Source organism: Streptomyces sp. V2I9 (assembly GCF_030817475.1).
Lineage (GTDB): Bacteria > Actinomycetota > Actinomycetes > Streptomycetales > Streptomycetaceae > Streptomyces.
The window spans coordinates 2,030,612-2,050,373 of the sequence record NZ_JAUSZJ010000002.1; the positions used below are offsets into that span (position 1 = coordinate 2,030,612).

The 19,762-nt window shown below is 72.5% G+C and carries 3 protein-coding genes; all 3 read left to right on the forward strand.

The genetic code is table 11. From position 1 onward, the window contains the following. The first annotated feature begins 8 nt into the window (after positions 1-8). The 3 genes from QFZ71_RS09005 to QFZ71_RS09015 all read left to right on the forward strand — a co-directional run bounded on the left by QFZ71_RS09005 (position 9) and on the right by QFZ71_RS09015 (position 19,713). Positions 9-5,498: a hypothetical protein gene (locus QFZ71_RS09005; protein WP_307667737.1), complete on the forward strand. Its 5,490-nt coding sequence runs from the start codon at positions 9-11 to the stop codon at positions 5,496-5,498. 91 nt (positions 5,499-5,589) lie between these two features. After that, positions 5,590-15,600, forward strand: coding sequence for a glycosyltransferase (locus tag QFZ71_RS09010; RefSeq protein WP_307667738.1), 10,011 nt, complete (start codon positions 5,590-5,592; stop codon positions 15,598-15,600). Between the two features lie 2,433 nt (positions 15,601-18,033). After that, the gene (locus QFZ71_RS09015; protein WP_307667739.1) at positions 18,034-19,713 is read left to right on the forward strand and encodes a hypothetical protein; all 1,680 of its coding nucleotides are present in this window, start codon (positions 18,034-18,036) and stop codon (positions 19,711-19,713) included. Positions 19,714-19,762 lie beyond the last annotated feature (49 nt).

Here is a 19,762-nt window from a genome sequence, read left to right on the forward strand (position 1 = left end):
ACCACACCATGGCCATCGAGGTCCCCGACGGGTGGGCGACACTCCTCAAGACCCTGACCGGAATGCCCTTCCCGCAGGCGAACGAGGACTCCCTGCGGCTGGTCAGCGACGACTACCAGCTGATGGCCGAGAAGTTCCAGGAGGTCGAGGAACTCCTGCGGCAGGTCGTCAGCCGCGTCGACGAGGACTTCGAGGGCCAGACCGCGACGGAGTTCGTGACGTACGCGCGGCAGTTCGTCGAGGTGACGAACGGCAACCAGAGCATTCTCGACAGGGCGCACGAGGACGCCATGAAGTTGTCGAAGAACGCGCACAAGACGGCTGCCGACATCGAGTACACGAAGTGGATGATCTTCGGCCAACTCGCCTTGCTGGTCGTACAGATCGCCCTGGCCCAGGCGCTGATGCCGGTGACCGCCGGGCTGTCCGAGATCTGGGCGGCCGCGGCGATCGGCGCGTTCAAGGCCATGGCGCTGCTGATCCTCAAGTTCCTGGTGGCTCAGATCATCATGCAGACCATCACCGGTCTCGTCGGTGGTCTGCTGCTCGACAGCATCCTCCAGCTCACCCAGATGGGCCGCGGTGACCGTACGGAGTGGAACACGGACTTCACCAAGAACGCTGCGATATTCGCAGCCATCGGGGGGGTCCTCGGCGGGCCGTTCGCGCTGCTGGGCGGTGGGCTCGGCAAGTTGCTCGGCCACCTGGGCGGCAAGGGGCTGAGCAAGCTCCTCGGCAACGATGCCGGGAACGTGCTGGCCAAGGGTCTGGCAGGCGGAGGCAAGGGCGCGGGAGCCGGAGCCGGTAAGGGCGGAGGCGCGCTCGCCAAGGGTGCGGGAGCGGGCGCGGGCCGGGGCGCGGGCGGCGCGGGAGCCGGAGCCGGAAAGGGCGCAGGCAGCGCAGGAGCCGGAGCCGGAAAGGGCGCAGGCAGCGCAGGAGCCGGAGCCGGTAAAGGCGCAGGCAGCGCAGGAGCCGGAGCCGGTAAAGGCGCAGGCAGCGCAGGAGCCGGAGCCGGTAAAGGCGCAGGCAGCGCAGGAGCCGGAGCCGGTAAAGGCGCGGGCGGCCTGGGCGAAGGGGTCGGCAAGGGTGTCGGCGGCGTCGGCGACGGTCTCGGCAAGGGTGTCAGCGGTGCGGGCGACGGAGCCGCCGGGGCCGGAACGAGGTCCGGGGCGGGTGCCGCGGGCAACACGATCTCGGAGAACTCCGCCCGTGAGCTCGGCGAGCGTCTGGGCAACATCATGGGCCGCACCAACGAATCCCTGAACCAGCTGGGTGCGGACGGCGTGCGGGGCACGGTCGCCGGAGCAGTCGGCCGGGAGGTCGTCAAGGACTTCGCGAACGCCTTCGAGAAGCACCTCGGAGGCGCCCTCGGTAACGAGACCGCCAAGAACCTGGGCCGCGAGTACGGCGAGGCGCTGGTCAAGAACTGGGCCGGCAAAGCCGATTGGCAGGGACTCACCCACGCGCTGGACGACGCGCTCAAGCCGTTCATGAAGGACCTGGGCGAGAGCGGCGTACGGGCGCTCTCGCACGATCTGCCCGGCTCGTTCGTCCGGACGGTCGGCGGGAACCTGGGCTTCCACGCCGGCAACCTCGTCGGCGAGATCGCCGGTGAAGCGGGCCATGCCGTGGTCACCGAGGGCATGTACAACCTGCTCTTCGGCCCGGAGAAGAAGTTCACGGTCAGCGGCTGGACGGCCGCCGCGGGCGCGATGGGCGGCGTCCTGGGCCGGGGAGTGGCCCACGGCTTCCAGTCGGTGCACAACATGGTCCAGGGGCCTCCGGCAGCTCCCCCGCCGCGCCCTCCGGTGTTCTCGTCCGACGCCCCCACGCCGCCGACCGCCACGCCCCGGCCCAGCACCGAGTCCGGCCCCACGGGCCGCGACGGTTCCACCCCGAAGACCGACGCGGACAACCGCACGCTCACGGACTCCGGGTCGGACACCGACAGCCTGTACTACCTGGACGTGGACGACCTCTCGGACAGCGCCACGCTGTACGGGGACGACGACGGGAACGGGGGCACCGCCCCGTCCAGCGCGCCCACGGCCTCCGCCCCCTCTTTCGCCACCAGCTCCGGCGGCGCGGACATCACGAACACCGGCGACTTCACGTCCACCCCGAACAGGGGCGACACCCCGAACGGGAACGAGGTCCCGAACGGGAACGAGACCCCGAACGTGGGCGGCCGCCCGAACACCACCGACAGCTCCGGTTCCGGCAGCGGCACCGTCCCCGGCTCGGGATCCGGCGAGCCGGCTGCCCCCGGGCCTCGCTCGCCCGAGTCCCCCGTTCCGCCGGACACGGTGTCCGAGCTGGACCTGCTCCTGAACAGCCTGCCGGACGTACCCGACGCCCCGCCGAGCCCGCAGCCGCATCCGGACGTGGTTCCGGACCCGGACGTGGTTCCGGACCCGGACGTGGTTCCGGACCCGGACGTGGTTCCGGACCCGGACGTGGTTCCGGAGAACCTGACGCAGGACCTCACGGACCTGGACTCCGTGCCGGCGGACCTCCCCGGCGTACCCGACGCCGTACCGGGGGCCGCGCTGACGCCGGACCAACTGCTCGCGAGCCTGTCCGACGTACCCGACACCCCGCTGGGCCCGCCGCGGTCGCCGGAGGAGCTGCGGTTGCCGGCGGACCTCCCCGACGTACCGGAGGGCAGCCTCTGGCAGACGTCCGGCGACGGGTCGGGCGGCTCACCGTCCGGCCGGGCCGGTGACTCCGAGCCGGGGAACCGGGCTCCGGGCGATCCCGACCGCCTCCTCCAGGAGCGTATGGACCGGCTCAAGAACCAGCAGGACCCGGACGACCTGGACGCCGACCTGGCCGCCCGGCTGGCGAAGCTCCGCGAGGGCGGGCCCGACGGCCTCGGCAGGCCCGCACGGGTCGACGAGCTGCGCGAGCAGTACCGCGCGGCCCTGGAGGAGGAGGGCACGGACGGACCGGACCGCGACGGTACGGTGACGGGTCCCGAGGGCGATGCGACCGCGCTCCCGTACAGCCCCACGGGCGGTACCGGCACGCCCAACGCCACGGGCGGTACCGCCCCACCGCAGCGTCCCGCCCCGACCGCTTCGACGACGGCCGCATTCAACTCCGGTAACACACCCGGTGGTTCACGTCCACAGCCCCCCGCCGGCACGAACCCGGACGGACTCGACGCGTCGTTGCCCGACGTCCCCCAGGACCCCCCGGGCTCCCGGCCGGCCACCGCGGACGAGGCCGACCTCGTGTTCCCCGACGTCCCCCAGCAGGAACCTTCCGCGCGGCCCGGCGCGGGGCGAACCGAGAGCGACGGGGCCGACACGGTCACGGACGACGCGCCGAGCCCTCCCCGTACGGAGTCGACGGACGAGCTGCCCTTCCCCGACGGCTTCGACGCCGACGGCGATCTCGACGCGCTGCTGGCGCGCCTCGACGGCAGCGGCGCCCCCACCGACGACCCGCTGAGCCAACTGGCCCGCCTTCCCGACGTACCCGAGGGGCTGTCCTCCGCCGACCGGCGCAAGCTGGCCGCGGACACGACGCGGGAGACGGACGCCCTGCTGGCGGACGCGCGGCGGGTGGGCGTCGACCGAGAGGCACGTCAGCGGCTCGGCGAGCGCATCCAGGACGACGTCCGGGCGGGCAGACACGCTGAAGCGGCAGAGGGCCTGCGCGAGCTGAGCGACCTCGTCGCGCTGCACGGTCTCGGCGAACGACTCCAGCAGTTCCGCCGCCACATGGACGGCGGATACGAGGGACGCGCCGCGCAGTTGGGCATGCGCCGTTCGGAGTGGCTGCGTCATGGCCTCGACATCGAGGAGGCGGCGCTCAACGGCGATCCGCGCCGTACGACCCAGTTGCTGGACGATTTCGAGCAGCGGCTCGGCGCCCTCGGGGCCGAGCTGAAGGACCGCGCCGACCACTCCCCCGAGGCGTTGGAGAAGCGACGGGCCGACGACCGGCGGGCCGACGCCGAGGCCGCGGGCATGGACCGCGAGCGGTTCCGCGCGTGGGAGGACCGCCTGGAGCAGGCGGCGACCCCCGACGAGCTCCAGAAGACACTGGCGGACTACCAGGCGGAGCTGGAGACCGCGCACCGGCTCACGACCCTGCGGGAGTTGGGGGCGTCCGAGAAGGAACTGGCCTCCTGGAAGGCCCGGTTCGAGGGCCCGGCGCGGGGCAGCGACCTGGACGCCCAGTACGAACGGCGTACGGCCACCCTCCACGGCGAAGCCGAGGTGGCCGCCCTCCGGGAGAAGGTGGCCGCCCTGTACGAGGACGACGCCACCCAGCAGGGGCCCTCGCAGCCGCCCCCGCCGCACGACGGGACCGGCGACGACCACACCGGGCCGTCGCAGGAACAGCAGGACGGCGGTCCCAGCGTGGCCGACCTCCGGCAAAGGCTGGACGCCATACACCGGGGCGACACCGTCCACCAGGAGCCCCCGCAGCCGACTCCCCCACCACACGACGGCAACTCCGTCGTGGCCGAACTCCGACAACGACTGGACGCCATACACAGAGGCAGCGCCGCCTCCCAGGAGCCCCCGCAGAACAGCAGCGACACCACCACCAGCGACCGATCGAACGACACGGACGCCGAGAACACGCGCGACGGCGACGACCGCACCGGGTCCTCGCGCGAACAGCAGCAGGACAGCGACGCCGTCATGGCTGCCCTCCAGCAAAGACTGGACGCCATACACAGAGGCAGCACCGCCCAGCAGGAGCCCCCGCAGCCGACGTCCACGCCACACGACGGGACCAGCAGCGACAACACCCCCGCCGGCGACCGGTCGGAACGCTCGGGCACCGAGAACGACGCGGCCCTGGAGGCCCGACTGGAGAAGTTGCGCGAGGGTGACGACCACACCGGGCTGTCGCGCGAGGAGCAGCAGCAGTGGGCGGACCGGCACGCGCGGGCCGAGGACGACGCGGCGCGGCAGGCCGTCGAGCGACAGCACGCCGAACGGATGGCGCAGGTGGAGCGCGACCGCCGTCTGAAGGCCGTCTCGGAGGGCGGCCCCGAGGGGGCGCGGCGCAGCCCCGAGCGCCAGGACGCGTGGCAGAGCAGGCTCGACGAGGCGGCGGACGACCCGCAGGCCGTCGACCGGGTGCTCGACGACTACGACGCGGAGACGGACAAGCTGCGGCGCGAGGGGAAGGAGCGCCTGGAGCAGGAACTGCGCGCCCCGGACCGCCTGCGCGACCTCGACCGGCGCATCGACCGCTCGCTGGACCGCCTGCCCGAGGAGGTACGCACCCGGGCCGCCCGGGACGCCCGCACGCTGGTGGAACGACTGCGGGACCTGACCGCCGGATCCGAGGAGACCGCTGCCCCGAAGACGGACGATGCCGTACCGGAGCAGAACGCCGACGCGCAGGGCGCGGACTCGCCCCCGCCCGTCGCCCGTACCTGCCCCTGTCCCGCATGCGACACCGCCCCGTTCCCCCTCCCCGGCTCCGTCCTCGGACTCGTCCTCCTCCTCCCGTACGGGCGGCGATGAGGGCGGCAGCACCAGCCGCACCGAGAAGACCCCGCCCCCGGCCGGCTCCGAGCGGGACCGGCGTGCTCCGGCCTTCCCCGGAGAGCAGCTGATGGAGGCCCCTCGGCAGCGGAACGCCTCGTCGGCGTCCGAGGACGGTGGCAGCACGCACTCGCGTGACCGCGACGAGCTGCCCTCGCCGGACAGTCGCCGCGTCCCCACGGAGACCGACGAGGACGCGCCGACCTCCACCGCGTCCGATCGGGACGAGGACGCCCCGCACCTGTCCGACGACGCCGGGGCCGTCGCCTCCGCTCCGGAGAGCCCCGAGAACACCCAGAACGCCGGGGTCACCAGGGGCACCCAGGACCTCAAGGACCCCAAGGGTTCCGGGGATTCGGGTGATTCCGCGAGCCCCTCGAAGGAGAGCGGGGAGTCACAGGGCGGCGACGAGGCCCGGGGCGCGCCTTCCGGTGACGGCCACCGGCCGGGCGGCTCGTCCGAGGAGGAGCCGCCGCCGCTCTCGGCCCGGGACCAGGCTCTCGACGCCCTCTCGGCGGACGAGTTCGAGAAGCGTATGTACCGCGCTCGGCGCGACCGGCCGGATCTGGTGACCGACGAAGCCCTGCGCGACGAGGTGTACCGCCGGATCGACGACCCCGGCGTGAAGGTGGAGACAGAGGTGTCCCTCGCCCGACCGCTGCTGGCCGAGGGCGTTGCGCCGCCGTCCGGACGGTCCGGCGCGTTCGTGACGTTCGACGACAACGCGATGCTGCCCACCTCCATGCAGGGCAACGGGCACGGGCACATCACCCTCCGGGGCGTCGAGCGGCTGGTCGACGCCCTCACCACGCGCTGGCGTCTGCACCCCGACGGGGCCGCCCGGGTGAACCTGGTGCTCACCCAGAGCCCGCACACGCTGCTCAGCCCCCGGACGCTCGTCCTGCCGACCCTGGACGGTGGCCGTCGGGAGGTCACCCTCTCGCTGGACAGCTACGGGAACTGGCGCCGCTTCACCGAGCCGACACCGCTGGCCGTCCCGGACGACGCGACGCTGCCCGCACCCGGTACGGGCGAGGGCGGCTCGAACACGACCACGACCACCAGCGCGACCACGACCGCGCCGAAGCCTCCCGCCGTACAGGCTCCGACGTCCGCGGCGGAGGGGTCCACCACCGCACCCAAGACCATCACCGCTCCGGAGGCGTCCCCGACAGAGGCGTCCGGCACCACCGCCGCGCCCAAGACCGACACCCCCGAGTCCGACGCCTCCAAGACCGCCGAGGCCAAGACCACCACCGACGCCCCGGTCAAGGTCGAGACCGAACTCCGCACCCGGCCCGGCGCGACCGAGACCAAGACGCTCGGCACCTCCCGCGCCTTCGGGCTGGCCGTCCCGATCGGCCCCTCCGGGACGCCGTTCGGAGCGCTCGGGTCCGTGTCCCTCAGCGGCCGGCGCATGGAGGCGTCCTACACGTACACGCAGGAGAACCGCGCCCAGAGCAGCGTGACCACCGTCGGCAAGGACGGCAGCCACCTGCACGTGAGCGACCTGCACATCGTGGCCGAGTCCGTGCGCGTCTGGGACAAGAAGGGCCGGGAGCGGCCCACGCCCCAGCAGCAGGCCGGCACCGCCGGCCGGCAGCACTACCGCATCCAGGACGGTGTCGCGTGGCGTGTCCCCGACAGCGTCACCGACCCGGCCATCCCGGACCGGCTGCCCCCCGCCTTCACCTTCGCCCCCGGCGCCCGGCCGCACCTGCTCGCACCGCTGAGCGTCACCACCGGGACCCGGCTGCTGGACTGGGCGCTCAGGAACTTCCCCGAGGCCACCCCCGGCAGCTTCCTCCGCCGCCAACTGGCCGATCTGTTCGGTGAGGAGAGCCTGCGCACCATGATCGCGCAGAGCTCCGGGGAGACCGTGGTCACGGCCCCGCTCTTCGCCGGGCTGGGCAACCGCTCGCTGGGCTCCGTCGAGCTGCGGCTGGTCCCGGTCGACGCCACCCTGCTCCAGGCGTCCGACAAGACCGAGGTCAAGAAGGCCGACGCGCAGCGCTCCACCGGTACCACGGAGAAGAAGAACACCCAGGGGGCCGGGGTCGGCCTCACCGTCGGCCCCCAGTTCGGCCTGCTCCAGCCTTCGGGCGCCCTGAACCTCCAGGTCGCGGGGGCCGCCGGGCTGACGACCCAGCGCGCCGAGAGCAGCTACAGCGGCAACACGGCCGAGTCCGTGCGCACCCTCAACAGCCGCGGCCACTCGGGGCTCTACGACGTCCGCTTCCGGCTGGAGGTGCGCCGCCAGGGCGGTACGTGGGAGTCGCCCGCACCGGTCCAGCAGGGTGACCGGACCGGCGGGGGCGGCCCGGCCGGGGGCGGCGCGTTCCTCACGGCCACCGTGCAGCTCCCCCGGGCCGACGCGCGCAGGCTGGCCGGCTGGGACGACGGCACCACGCCCGTCCCGGACGCCGAGGCACCGCCCGCGCCCGTATACCTGACCCCGTCCGACCCGGTGACGTTCGGCCTGCACGCGGTCGTCGACCTCGCGCCGGTCGGCGATGCGCAGGCGCCGCCGCCCCACACGTCCCTCACGGACGCGCTGGTCGACCGTATTCAGGCCGGTCTGCACCGCGCCTACCCCGACCTCGTACTGCCGCCAGGGACGAACGGCGCGACCGCCGCGAACGGCACCACCACCACGACCACCGGTGACCGCTCGGGCGGCAGCGACCGTACGTACAACAACGCGGTGCGCAACACCCACCTGCTGCGCCAGGCGCTCGCCCGTACGGTGCTGGAGGGCTCCCTCGACCGGCTGACGAGCACCGGGCTGCGCATCCCGCTCGAACAGCTCGGCACGGTCAACAAGCGGTACGTCGTCGTCACCGTGCGGGCACAGGCCACGGACCGCCGGTTCGTGGGGACCCATCACGACCTGGGCGTGGCCAACAACGTCCTGTCGACCCGCCGCGCGGACAGCGCCACCACCCGGACGCACGGCTGGTCCGTCGGTTTCGACATGGGGCTGACCGGGCTCGACCGCTTCGGCGGCACCGGCAGCGTCGGTTACCGGTACGGCAAGCAGACCGCGTACGGCATGACGTACGGTCCGACGCTGACCCCGGACGGCGGCATCACCAGCTCCGGATCGCAGCACCTGTGGTCGTACCACCTGAACTTCACCGCGGAGGCCACCAGCTTCACCCGGCCGCGCCAGATCGCCCGGACGATGACCGGCGAACTGCTCGGCACGCGGTGGTTCGTGAAGCAGACCGCCGAAACCGTCGACCTGCTGCGTACCGATCGGACCGGCCGGACGGGATCGTCCGACGAGACAGGTCACGCCGGGCGGCCGGGCCGGACCGGCACGGCCACCACCCGACCGCCTGCCACCGGCACCGCCCCGGCCCCTGCCGCCGTCGCCGGGCGGGTCACCGTCGCCGTGCCCGCGTCGCTGTCCGTACCGGCCTCCCTGCCCGTCGACCGGTCGCAGACCACCCCGCGGCCCGACCCGACCATCACGCAGATGGCTCCGGCCATGGCCGAACTGCTCTCCTCCGGTAAGCCCGTCTCCACGACCGACTGGACGCCCCACCCGCTCCTCGACGGCCTGCATTCCGTGCAGAGCGTCACCTCGCCGCAGCTCGTGCAGCAGCACCTCAGGGATCTGCTCGCCTCCGTCTCCGGCAACTCGTGGGTCTACGGGAACGACGGGACCCCCGCGACCGGGGCGCTCGCCGAGGCGTTCGCGGTCGGCCGCAACGAAGCGGACTTCAGCGACGCGGCGCAGACCGGCAAGCACGTCAGCGACCTGTTCGGACGGACGGCCGTCACCGACATCACCGCCTCGGTCAGCGCCTGGCCCCAGCTGCGCAGACCGCGCGTGGTGGCCGTCGTGGACTCCAGCGACCTGGCCCTCTCCGCCGTCGGCTCGGGGACCAGCGGGGCGGGGCACTCGGTCGCCAAGGTCAGCAGCCACACCCTCAGCCTCCTGGGTGCCTTCCGGGCCAAGCACACCGACACGTTCCAGACCGCGGGCACCTATGGGGCGCTCTGGACGCCGTACCAGCGCACCAGCACCACGACCGAGGCGGCGACCTTCTCCGCGAACCCGGCCCACACGGTCCAGTACACCGGGCCCATGGCGCTCGTCAGCGCCGACGTGGCCTGGCACCTCGCGGCCCGTTCCCAGCCCTCCGGTCTGCTCCAGGGGCCGATGGAGCTGGTCCGTGGACGCAAGCCCGAGGGGCGGATCGTGGAGATCCCCGACGGCGTGCTCGTCTGGGTGCCGCTCGCGGAGGCCCGGAAGGCCGGGCTGTTCGACGACGGTCTCACCGCCCCGCCGTCCCCGCAGCTCTACACCACCACCGGGGCGGCCGCGCACGGCACGCTCACCGTCGGCCGCATCGACATGGCACCGGCGGTCAAGGCGTTCACGGACCGACTGCTCACGACCCTGCCCCAGCACAAGAGCTGGCTCGGGCCGAAGAGTCTGCTGGCCGACCAACTCGGCGGCCTGGCCCGACAGGTGACCACACTGTCGCCGTCCGGGATGCGTGCTCTCCAGACGGGCATGGAGAACGGCGGCACCTCTCTGCGCCTGGCCCGGAACAAGATCGGCCCGTCCAAGGACGCCAGCCTCACGGTGACCCTGCGCCGCACCGGCTTCACCCCCGGCCCGCTGCGCCACGACGTGAAGCCGACGATCACCCGGCCCACGTCCACGGCGGAGACCGTCACCCAGAAGCTGGCACGCGGGTACGAGGCCGGGTACCGGCTCGCCGAAGTTCCCACCGTCCAGAACGACCCGGTGGTCCGCAACGGCGGCTTCACCCTCGACGACAAGGTCGGGTCCTCCCGTTCGGCCGCCCTGGCCCACGCGGTCACCGACGCCGTCAGCGCCCAGGTGGCGTTCGAGGGGCCCGTGGTGACCGGCCGGACGGAGTTCGAGGCCACCTTCACCCTGGAACTGCCCGACGGGACCGTGGTGACGCACACGCAGGGCGTCGGCGACGCCGATGTCGTGCTTCCCCTCAGCCTCGCCCGACCGGAGCCGCCGGCCTCGTCGGCCGGAACCAACGCCACGGCCGGAGCGACGGGAACCACCGGACACACCGTGACCACCCCGGCGACCGGAACGACGGCGTCGGCCGCGGCGGCCGGAACGCCCGCGTCGAGCGCCACGCGGCAGGCCCCCCGCCCGGTGCTGCTGCCCCCGGAGCAGCCGCGGACCGTGGCGCTGCGGGAGCGCGGCTCGGCGGGCAAGGAGCTGTTCGCCGCCGGTCCGGAGAGCGTCGTCGTGACGACGGTCAGCGGCATCCCCGCTCTCCGGGACGCCGCCGCGTACGCCGTCGACACGGCCGTGAAGGGACGCGGCACGAAGAGCGGCGACGCCACGCCCATGCCCACCGACACCCACGGCCGCTACGTGCGGAAGACGGCGCTGACGCGGCCCGGCACCGCCGCCGGGGAAGCGCTCAAGGGAGGCATCAGCACCGATGTGCTGAGCGCCTACCTGCCGCAGATGATTCGCGACAGCCTGACCGTCACTCTGCACGACACCACGTCCGCGGTCGGCGGGACCGACGCCACCCTCACCCTCTCCGCGAACGTCGACCTGTCGCAGGCCAAGCTGCTGGCGGTGGACGCGCAGGCGGGGCTCGGCGGCAGCCGGCGCACCTCGGACAACGACACGTACACGGGCGACACCACCGACAGCCACCTGCCGTCGATGACGGCGGGTCCGGGCTTCCATGCACAGCCCGTGGTCCAGAGCACGGCCGCCGTGCCGGGCTGGACGGACTCCGACGCGGCGGGCAGCGCCGCCGACCGCCGGACCTCCGCGCTGACCACGCTCAAGCCGTTCGCCGGCGGGGCCGTGCTCGTCCAGGCGCCCCTGCACGTGGTCCAGACGGCGAAGGCGTCGCACCGCGTCGCGGACCTGCCGCTCGTCCCGGCGCCGCTCAGGCCGGGGTCCCGGCCGCCGGTCACCGTCGAGCACACGGTGCCGGACGGGGTGACGATGTGGGTGTCCTTCGACGTCGCCCGCAAGCACGGGCTGCTGCCCGCCGAGGTCGAGGCGGCGGCCGGCCTCGTCAAACAGCAGACCGAGAAGTACGTCACGGCCGCCAAGGAGGCCGCGACGGCCGAACGCCGTCTGCGCGCACTCGACGGCGAGGCCGCCGCCCTCCGGACCCGGCTCCGCGATCATCTCGCAACGCCGTCGCCCACCGCCACGGACGTGGCGGCAGCGCGGGAACGGCTCGCCACGGCCCGTACCCGGTACGCCGAGGCCCAGCGGGACCTGGCCAACCACCGCCGTGATCTCGTCACCGCCGAGCAGCACCTCGCCGGGTCGTCCGAGGCCGCCTGGAAGGCCGTCGAGCACTACACGCTCACCGGCCCCCGCCCCACGGGCACCCCGCCGGTCCCCTGGACCGAGCCGGCCACGAGCACGACGGAAGCGGGCACCGACACGGCGACGGGTACGACCACCGAGGAGCCCCCCGCCACGGTCCCCGGCTACCCGCCGCTCGCCGAACTCCTCGCCGACACCGCGCCCGACGCGGGCCCCTCCACCGCCACCTCCGCCACCCCGCAGGACCTCCTGACCCGTACGGAGTTCTGGCTCGGCGAGACCGGGCCGCTGCCGGACGTGGAGGCCGTCCGCAGGGAGCAGGCCAAGGCCGCCGCCTGGGCGGAGCACCTGCTGGCCGCGGACGCCGCCTACCGGGCGTCGCTGGAGACCGTGCGCGCCGCCCGCGCGGACCTGGACGCCGCCCGGCTGCGGGCGGCCCGCAGCGGGAAGACGCCGGCACGGGACATGGCACCGGGGCAGTTCGACACGGTCGAGGCCGCCGTACGCACCACACGCGCCGCCTACGACAAGGCGGTCGAGCGGCTGACCGCCCGGTACCGCGAACTCGGCCTCGTCCAGGCGGACTTCGACGCGGTGGACGCGACCGTACGCCCGCTTCTCACGCCGCGTCCCGAGGGCAGCGCCCCTCCCGTCGTCACCCCCTGGCACCCCACTGCGGAGCCCGACGGGTACGTACGTCCGACCGATACCTCGGCCCCCGACCCGTACACCTCCTGGGGCGAGGACGCCGAAGGCCGCCCGGTCACCCTGACGGACCCGGACGGCCGCGTCCTCCAGCTCGTGAAACCGCCCTCCACCGGCCCCGCGCACCTCGACCACGGCACGAGCTTCCACCGCTCCCTCCTCGACGCGGTCGAGCGCGCCCACCCGGGCCTCCTCGCCGACCAGGGGCTCCACCCCGCGGGCCGGAGCCTCTCCGCCGCCGACGTCCAGGATCTGCGGAACCGCCTGGCCGACCGGCTGATGGAGGACCGCGGCGAACTCGCGCCGTTCCTCGCCGTCGACCCCCAGGAGCGGTTCACCGCACAGGAGTTGACCGACGCCGGGGTCGTGCTCACCCCGGCGGAGGCCGCCGAGCACGCCGCCTCCCGCCACCGCCTCCCGCAGGCGGTGGCCACTCGGCTCACCCCCGACCAGCGCGTGGAGCTGGCCCGTACGACCCTGCTGCGCCCTGGCGACCAGCGGATCGGCGACCGCAAGGACGCGGGCTGGAACCACTCCGCCGGGGACCTGGCCGCCCTGCTCGCGGCGCGGGTGCTCGGGGTCCCGGTCACCGTGGTCCACGCGGACCTGAACCACGTGACGTTCACCCCCGAGGCCACGGCCACGGCCGAGCCCTCCCGGTCGGGCGTGGTGCTGTACCTCGCGGACGACGGGCTGTACCGCCCCGCCGTACCGAGCACGACGGACACCCTGCTGCTCAACGCCGATTCGGAGATCACCCAGCAGGCCGCCGGGACGGCCTCCGCCGAGTCGAGTCCGGTCGCGCCGACCACCGTGATACGCCCAGCGGGTCCGATCCACTACCTGGGCAGCGGATCCGGCCCGCTCACCGTCGTGCCCAGACAGCTCAACTTCGTCTGGCTGGGCGGCAAGTTGAGCCAGGACGCCCGCACCAACATCCGGGAATGGGCGACCAGGGCCACCGCCGCCGGGTGGACGCTGACGATCTGGACGGATGCCGCCGGCGCCCGGAAGAACGCGGAATTCCTGCAGCGTTCGGCGGAGACCGGAGCCGCTCAGCACGGCAAGGTCAAGCACCTGTTCGCCAAGGAAGGGCCCGTCTGGCAGAAGAATCCGCTCTCCAAGGCGCAGACGCTGTACGAAGCGGCGCTCGACCTCAAGAGCTACGCGATGGCCTCCGACGTCGCCCGGTACGCGCTCCTCCACAAGCACGGCGGGGTGTATCTCGACGTGGACCTGGGGCCGGGTGCAGTGAACCTGCGCCCCGAGGGTGTGATGATGCCGCTGGGCGACGACACCCTGCCGATGTTCGGCCCGCTGCTCCAGGATCTCGGCAGCGTACGGCGGAAGCTCGGGCTCGCCGACGACGTCCTACCCACCGGGCAGCAGATCCAGCAGGCCGCCGCCCTCGCGTACGAGAACGGGGAGTTCGGGAACCACTTCATCATCGCGCATCCCGAAAGCCCCTTCATGAAGCAGGTGCTGGAGAACCTTCCGGACTACACCACCAAGAACAAGCTGGACAAGGGCTACCTCGTGGAGGCCATGAAGTCGAAGAACGTGGCTTCCAAGACCGGCCCCGGCTTCCTGGTACGGGAATTCGTCAAGCACGTCGCCAAGTTCCCGCAGCCGGAAGCGGCCACCGCATCGGAAGGTGCACAGACCGCGGAGAGCGACAGGGCGGCGGGCAGGCGGACGTTCACCCTCGCACCGATCGCCCAGTACCGCATCCGTCCGCAGGACTGGACGGACTGGACACAGCTCGACTGGCTGACCTCCGAGAGCGAGAACCAGGAGGCCCCCACCACCACATCCGCGCCCGCTCGGCAGGAAACGCTGGCCAAGCGCATCGGCGGCACCCTCAAGAGGCTCAAGGACGGCGCGACGTGGGGCAGCGGCCGGACCGGCTCGGCCCCGACGCTGTCGAACGAGGGCACCCTGCTGACCGGCTTCGACCCGGCTCAGGACCAGCTCGACCTCAGCGGTGGGGCGGCGCCGAAGGACGAACTCGTCGGCAAGGACGGCCGGAAGGTCTCCTTCGAGCAGATGCGGCAGAGTCTGCGGACCATCCGGGACGCCTCGGGCGAGGTCATCGGCTACGCGTCGCACAGCGACAAGGACTGGGCCCCGCGCAAGGACTTCTACGCGAACTACCGTGCCGACCAGGCCTCGTACGCGGTCTACCGGCCGGAGGGCCAGGGCAGGTTCGCCGCCGTGCCCGAGGCCCCGGCCGCCCCCCGTACCGTGCCCTGGCACAACGAAACCAGCACCGCATCCGGCACCGGCACCGGCACCGGCACGAGCAGCAGTACCGCGAAGGCCACCGGAACAGACGTCCCGGCCGGGCAGCAGCAGGGCCCCCAAGCCGATCTTCTTCGACGCACACGGCTCCCAGCACGGCGTCAAGCTCCACATCGACGGTGCGTTGCCGTTGGTGGTGGACGGCGCCCAGTTCGCCCGCTTCATGGAGACGCTGACCGACCCCGACCAGCCGCCCGCCCCGGTGGTGCTCGTGGCGTGCAACACCGCGGTCACCCGTTCCACGGACGGTGGAAGCGTCGTCATGGATGCCGCACGGGCGGTGCCGGGACGCCGCTGGTACGCCCCCGACGTCGCGGTGGGCCATGTGACCGGGTCCGGCACAGGCGGAGCGACCGGCGTGCTGGCCCTGCTCCAGGACCCGACGACCGGGCGAACGGGCCGGTGGGTGACCGCGAGCGAGCCCGACGCGCTGGACGCCCTGCTCAGGCAGGAGGTGGAGGACGGCGGCGTGGACGGCGACACGGTCGTCGGCGGGGTGACGAAGCCCACGGACGGCTACGACCCGGTGCCGAACGCCGACGAGCTGCTGCTGAACGTCCCGGACAAGGACATGTCGGGCGATGGCGTCACGCAGAAGGCGCAACAGGACTTCGAGCGGCAGAGAAGAGAACTGTGGGATCGGATCGACGGCATCAAGCCGCTGGCCGGGAACGAGGAATTCCGTCAGGGCGTGACCACCTGGCTGGAGACCGTCGAATCGGACATGCACAAGGCTCTGGCCGGACGCCCGGACAGGAATGAAATCAACGCGTCCGCCGTGGACGCGATCATGAGGGGCTTCCAGTCGGACGCGGTGATGGGCCACCAACTGAACTACATGTGGTTCCTCCAGCACCAGGACACAGCGGGATTCGACGGAATCGTGGTCAGGCGCGCCGCAGACTCGGCCGAGCACGGCCAGATCTGGTCGAAAATGGGTGCGGCCGAGGCGATCAGCACCGCCACCGTCGGAGCCGCCGTGGCGTTGGAATCATCGGTCCAGGGCTACATCTTCAACGGCCTCGGGTTCGGGCTTCCCCGGTGGGACGACTCCCCGACCATGGGTGAACTGTGGCTCCAGTTGTCCCGTACCTACGCCCAGGGCCTCACGAACCGGGTCACCGCCCACGTGCTGGACGGAATCCACGACAGCAGCGTCCTCACCACCACGGAGTGGCCCGAGGCCAAGAAGCGGATCGAGAGCGGCGAGATCGGCGGCCTGGACATCCTCGTCTACACGGCGTCTCCCGGCGAGAAGCGCAACGAGCTGATACTCACGACCACGTACACGGTGCGGACCCAGGAAGATTTCGACAACCTCCCCAAGGTACCCGACACCGACGAATGGAGGGCGAAGCAGCGGGAGATCGACGCGGAACAGAAGCAGGCGCTGACCGAGATCTATGACCGAGCCCGCGAGATCATCCGCTTGGGCTCCGACGTGGAGAACATTCTGAGTGAACAGGGAGGCGAGGACAGAACCCCCTTCCGCCCCATGCGCACGCCGAACAATTCCGTGACCGACCTGACGGCCGGAGACGACTCCGTCACACAGCAGCACGGTGTGCCGGTCGCCGCGGGCGAAGGGGTGGAGCCGGACACCGCTTCTCCCCCTGCCCCGCAGGAGGGAGCGGAGCAACCACCCGTCTCGCTCGCGGACACGATCTTCGAGGCGCTCAACCCCCTCCTGCTGAACACGGACGAGACCGTCCCGGCCGCCCCGGAAGCGACCGGCACCACTCAGGCCACGCCCGAGATCGCCCCGGAAGCGACCGAGATCGCCCCGGACACGCCCGAGACCGTCCCGGAAGCAACCGAGATCGCCCCGGACACGCCCGAGACCGTCCCGGAAGCGACCGAGATCGCCCCGGACACGCCCGAGCTCGCGGAACAGCGCGCGGTGCACGCGCAGTTGATCAACAATCCCGGGGAGTTCCTGAAGGCCAACAAGCTCTCCATGGACACAGCAGTGGGCATGAACGCGCGATGGGACAGGCCCGCGCTGAAGGGTGTCCACGCCGAGCTCGCGAAGGCCCTGGACACCCTGGACCGGCACTGGTTCGTCCTGACGCTCGACCCTCGGAGAGACGGTCCGGGCAGTCCGGCGTACGTGTTGACGCCCGCCCTGGAGAAGTACGTGTCCTACGCGAAGCAACAGAAGGAGCCCCCCTTCCTGGCGGAGTTGGTCGGGCACGCGGATCTGCCGCCCGTACTGGCCGAGGACAACTACCTCCACTCCTCGTACGTTCCCTATCTCAGAGGCGGAGCGAGCGACCCCGATACGAAAGTGGGCCACGTGAAGGTCCCGCTGGTGCCGGGTGACGCTCCCGGTGCGGGCCTCGTCTTCACGGCCACGATGAACGGATGTGCCTTCGCCGTCACCAGGAGTCCCGGGGCGCCGGACAGCTTCCGGGCCTGGCACTACCAGTCACCCGGCCGCCGGATGGAGGACGCGCTGGCATTCCAGCACACTCACCGCACCATGGACTGGTTCGGCGACAACGAATACATGAGCAGCGGGGGCGGCAAGACCCTCCCCGAGGTCACGAACATCCTGAGCTTCGGGTCGGAGGGTTGGGAGATCTTCGGCCAGGAGGTCCTGACGTCCGCGCACAACATGAAGGAGACGCACATCAGCAAGACGTCCACGCGTCTGCTCAAACTGGAACCGGCCGACGACGGGGAGAGGTTCAGGCAGGCCGGTGCTGTCTACTCGGCTCTGGCCGAGGAACACCTGCGCAACATCAGTCGCGCGAGCGCTGGGCTCACGAAGAACAACGCGCCGAAGAACCTGCAGGACGCGGCCATCAACGCCCAGCGAAAGGTGGCCGCCGGTGCGGGGAGCATTCTCATCGCCGGGAACGCCGGCGAGCTGCACTCGTCCGTCGGTCCGGTCCTGCTCGCCGCCAAGGTCGCGCTGGTGTCCCTGCGGAACGACTTCTCCCCGCACGCGGCGAGCAAGGAGGCGTGGGCCAACAACATGAACCGCTTCCTGGGCTCGTTCGAGAGCTATCTGCAGTGGCTGAGCGCGTTGCGGACCGCTGCGGAGCGTCTGCGGCAGCCCCCGGGCGGAGACCCTTCGGCGCCCGTGGTATGACGGCGTGTCGACTCGTCCGACGGAGAAGGCAACCCACCCCTCCCCGAAGCGATCCAAGAGGACGAAGAAGGTCAATGGCAGGAAACGAGAGGCGGCCTGTGAAGCAACAGCGGTCCAGCGAGGAGAGCGACCCCGGCAACGGCCGGGACGCGGCCTCCGGGGAGACGGCGCCGGACAGTGCGCAGGGCTCAGGTCCGGGGAGCATAGGGGCCCCGCCCGCGCCGTCGTCCCGGACGGCGACGCAGGGCGGGGACGCGTCGGTCGCCGGAGACGGGGACGGCGGTGGCGCGCGTACGCCGACCTCGTCCGCGCCCGGCCCGGAGGAGGCCGGGGAGCGGGAGGCCGGAGCCCCGGCGGCCGTGCACGCCGTCGGCGTCTCCATCGGCAGGACCACGTCCGAACCCGAGGAGCAGCCGGGCGGCGAGCTGGCCGCGGTCGCCCGGGAAGAGGCTGCCGAGACGACCGTCGGGACCGCGGCGGCGACCACCACGGCCCTGGCGGCCACCGCCGCGTCCACCGGGGCCGTGGCCGAAGAGACGGCCGAGACGAAGACGGAAACCACCGCGGGCGTACCGTCCGCGGCCGGTGCGCCCGAGACTGCGGCCGCCACGAAGACCGCCGCCGCGGAGTCGGGCTCCACGAAGACCGGGTCGGCGTCCCAGGAGGCCGCCGAGGCCGCCGCATCCGGTGCCACCGCGACCGCCACCACCACGGCCACCGCCACCGTCGCCGCGAGCCCGCCCGACAGTGCGTCGGCCACGGAGGGCGGCGCACCGGAGCGTCCCGGCCGGGTGTCGCGTCCGATGGTGGTGGCCGCGGCCTTCGCCGGGGCGCTGCTCCTCGGGGCCCCGTTCGTCGTGGCGGGCACCCAGAAGGACGACGGCAGGCCCACGCGCGGCGAAGCTGCGGCGGCCGCGTGGAAGCAGGACGGCCAGGAGGGCGGGTACGTGCCGGGCACCGACCCTGCGGGCCCCGACGGCGTACGGGCTCCCGGCTCCCCCCAGCAGGGGGTCCCCCCGGTCCGGGGCGACAAGGGCCCCGCCAACCACGTCCGCGCGGACGCCGGCGACGGGCCGCAGCGCGCGAACGGTTCGCCCGGGACCGCGCGGGGCGATGGCACCAAGGCCGCGAAGGGCTCCACGGGCACGGGCGGCACTGCGGACAAGAGCGGTTCCGGCGCGCAGGACCCCGGTACGGACTCGGAAGGTGCCGTCAAGGCCCCCTCGGCGGAGACCGCGCCCCAGTCGCAGCCCAAGACGACGCCCAAGGCACCCACCGTCGTGTACAGCGGGGTGTCGGGCCCCGAGTGCCCCACCCAGCGGTTCCAGCGGGACGGCTACTACAGCGACGGCAAGGAGGGCTGGGCCACCCACAGCGGCGGTTTCGGCGGCTACGGCTGCGCGGGCACGTACCTCTCCATGCCGATGTCCGGCAGCTCCTCCAAGGACTCCGGCGGCTCGGCGACCTGGCTGTTCGACCTGCCCGCGTCCGCCAGGAAGTGCAGCATCTCCGTCCATGTGCCCGGCAGTTCGGACATCGTGCGGGTCGGCGGCGACCCGAGCTACTACACGGTGTACGACCGGTTCCTGCCCAGGACCAGCAACCTGGTGGGCTCCTTCTACGTCAACCAGCAGGACCGCCGCGGCACCTGGTACAACGTGCCGGGCACCTTCGCCGTCGACGCGCAGAAGCTCTCCGTCCGCATCCACGACCGTGGCCGCGACACCAAGTACGAGCACCACGCGATTTCGACCATCAAGGCGACCTGCACCGGCTGAGCGGCGGGCGCGGACAGCACGGAGCCGCCGGTCGTGCGACCGGCCCGCA

Excerpts from the sequence above, each read along its gene's own strand:
- QFZ71_RS09005 (WP_307667737.1), top strand. The coding sequence starts at position 9 with ATGGCCATCGAGGTCCCCGACGGGTGGGCGACACTCCTCAAGACCCTG.
- QFZ71_RS09010 (WP_307667738.1), top strand. The coding sequence starts at position 5,590 with ATGGAGGCCCCTCGGCAGCGGAACGCCTCGTCGGCGTCCGAGGACGGT.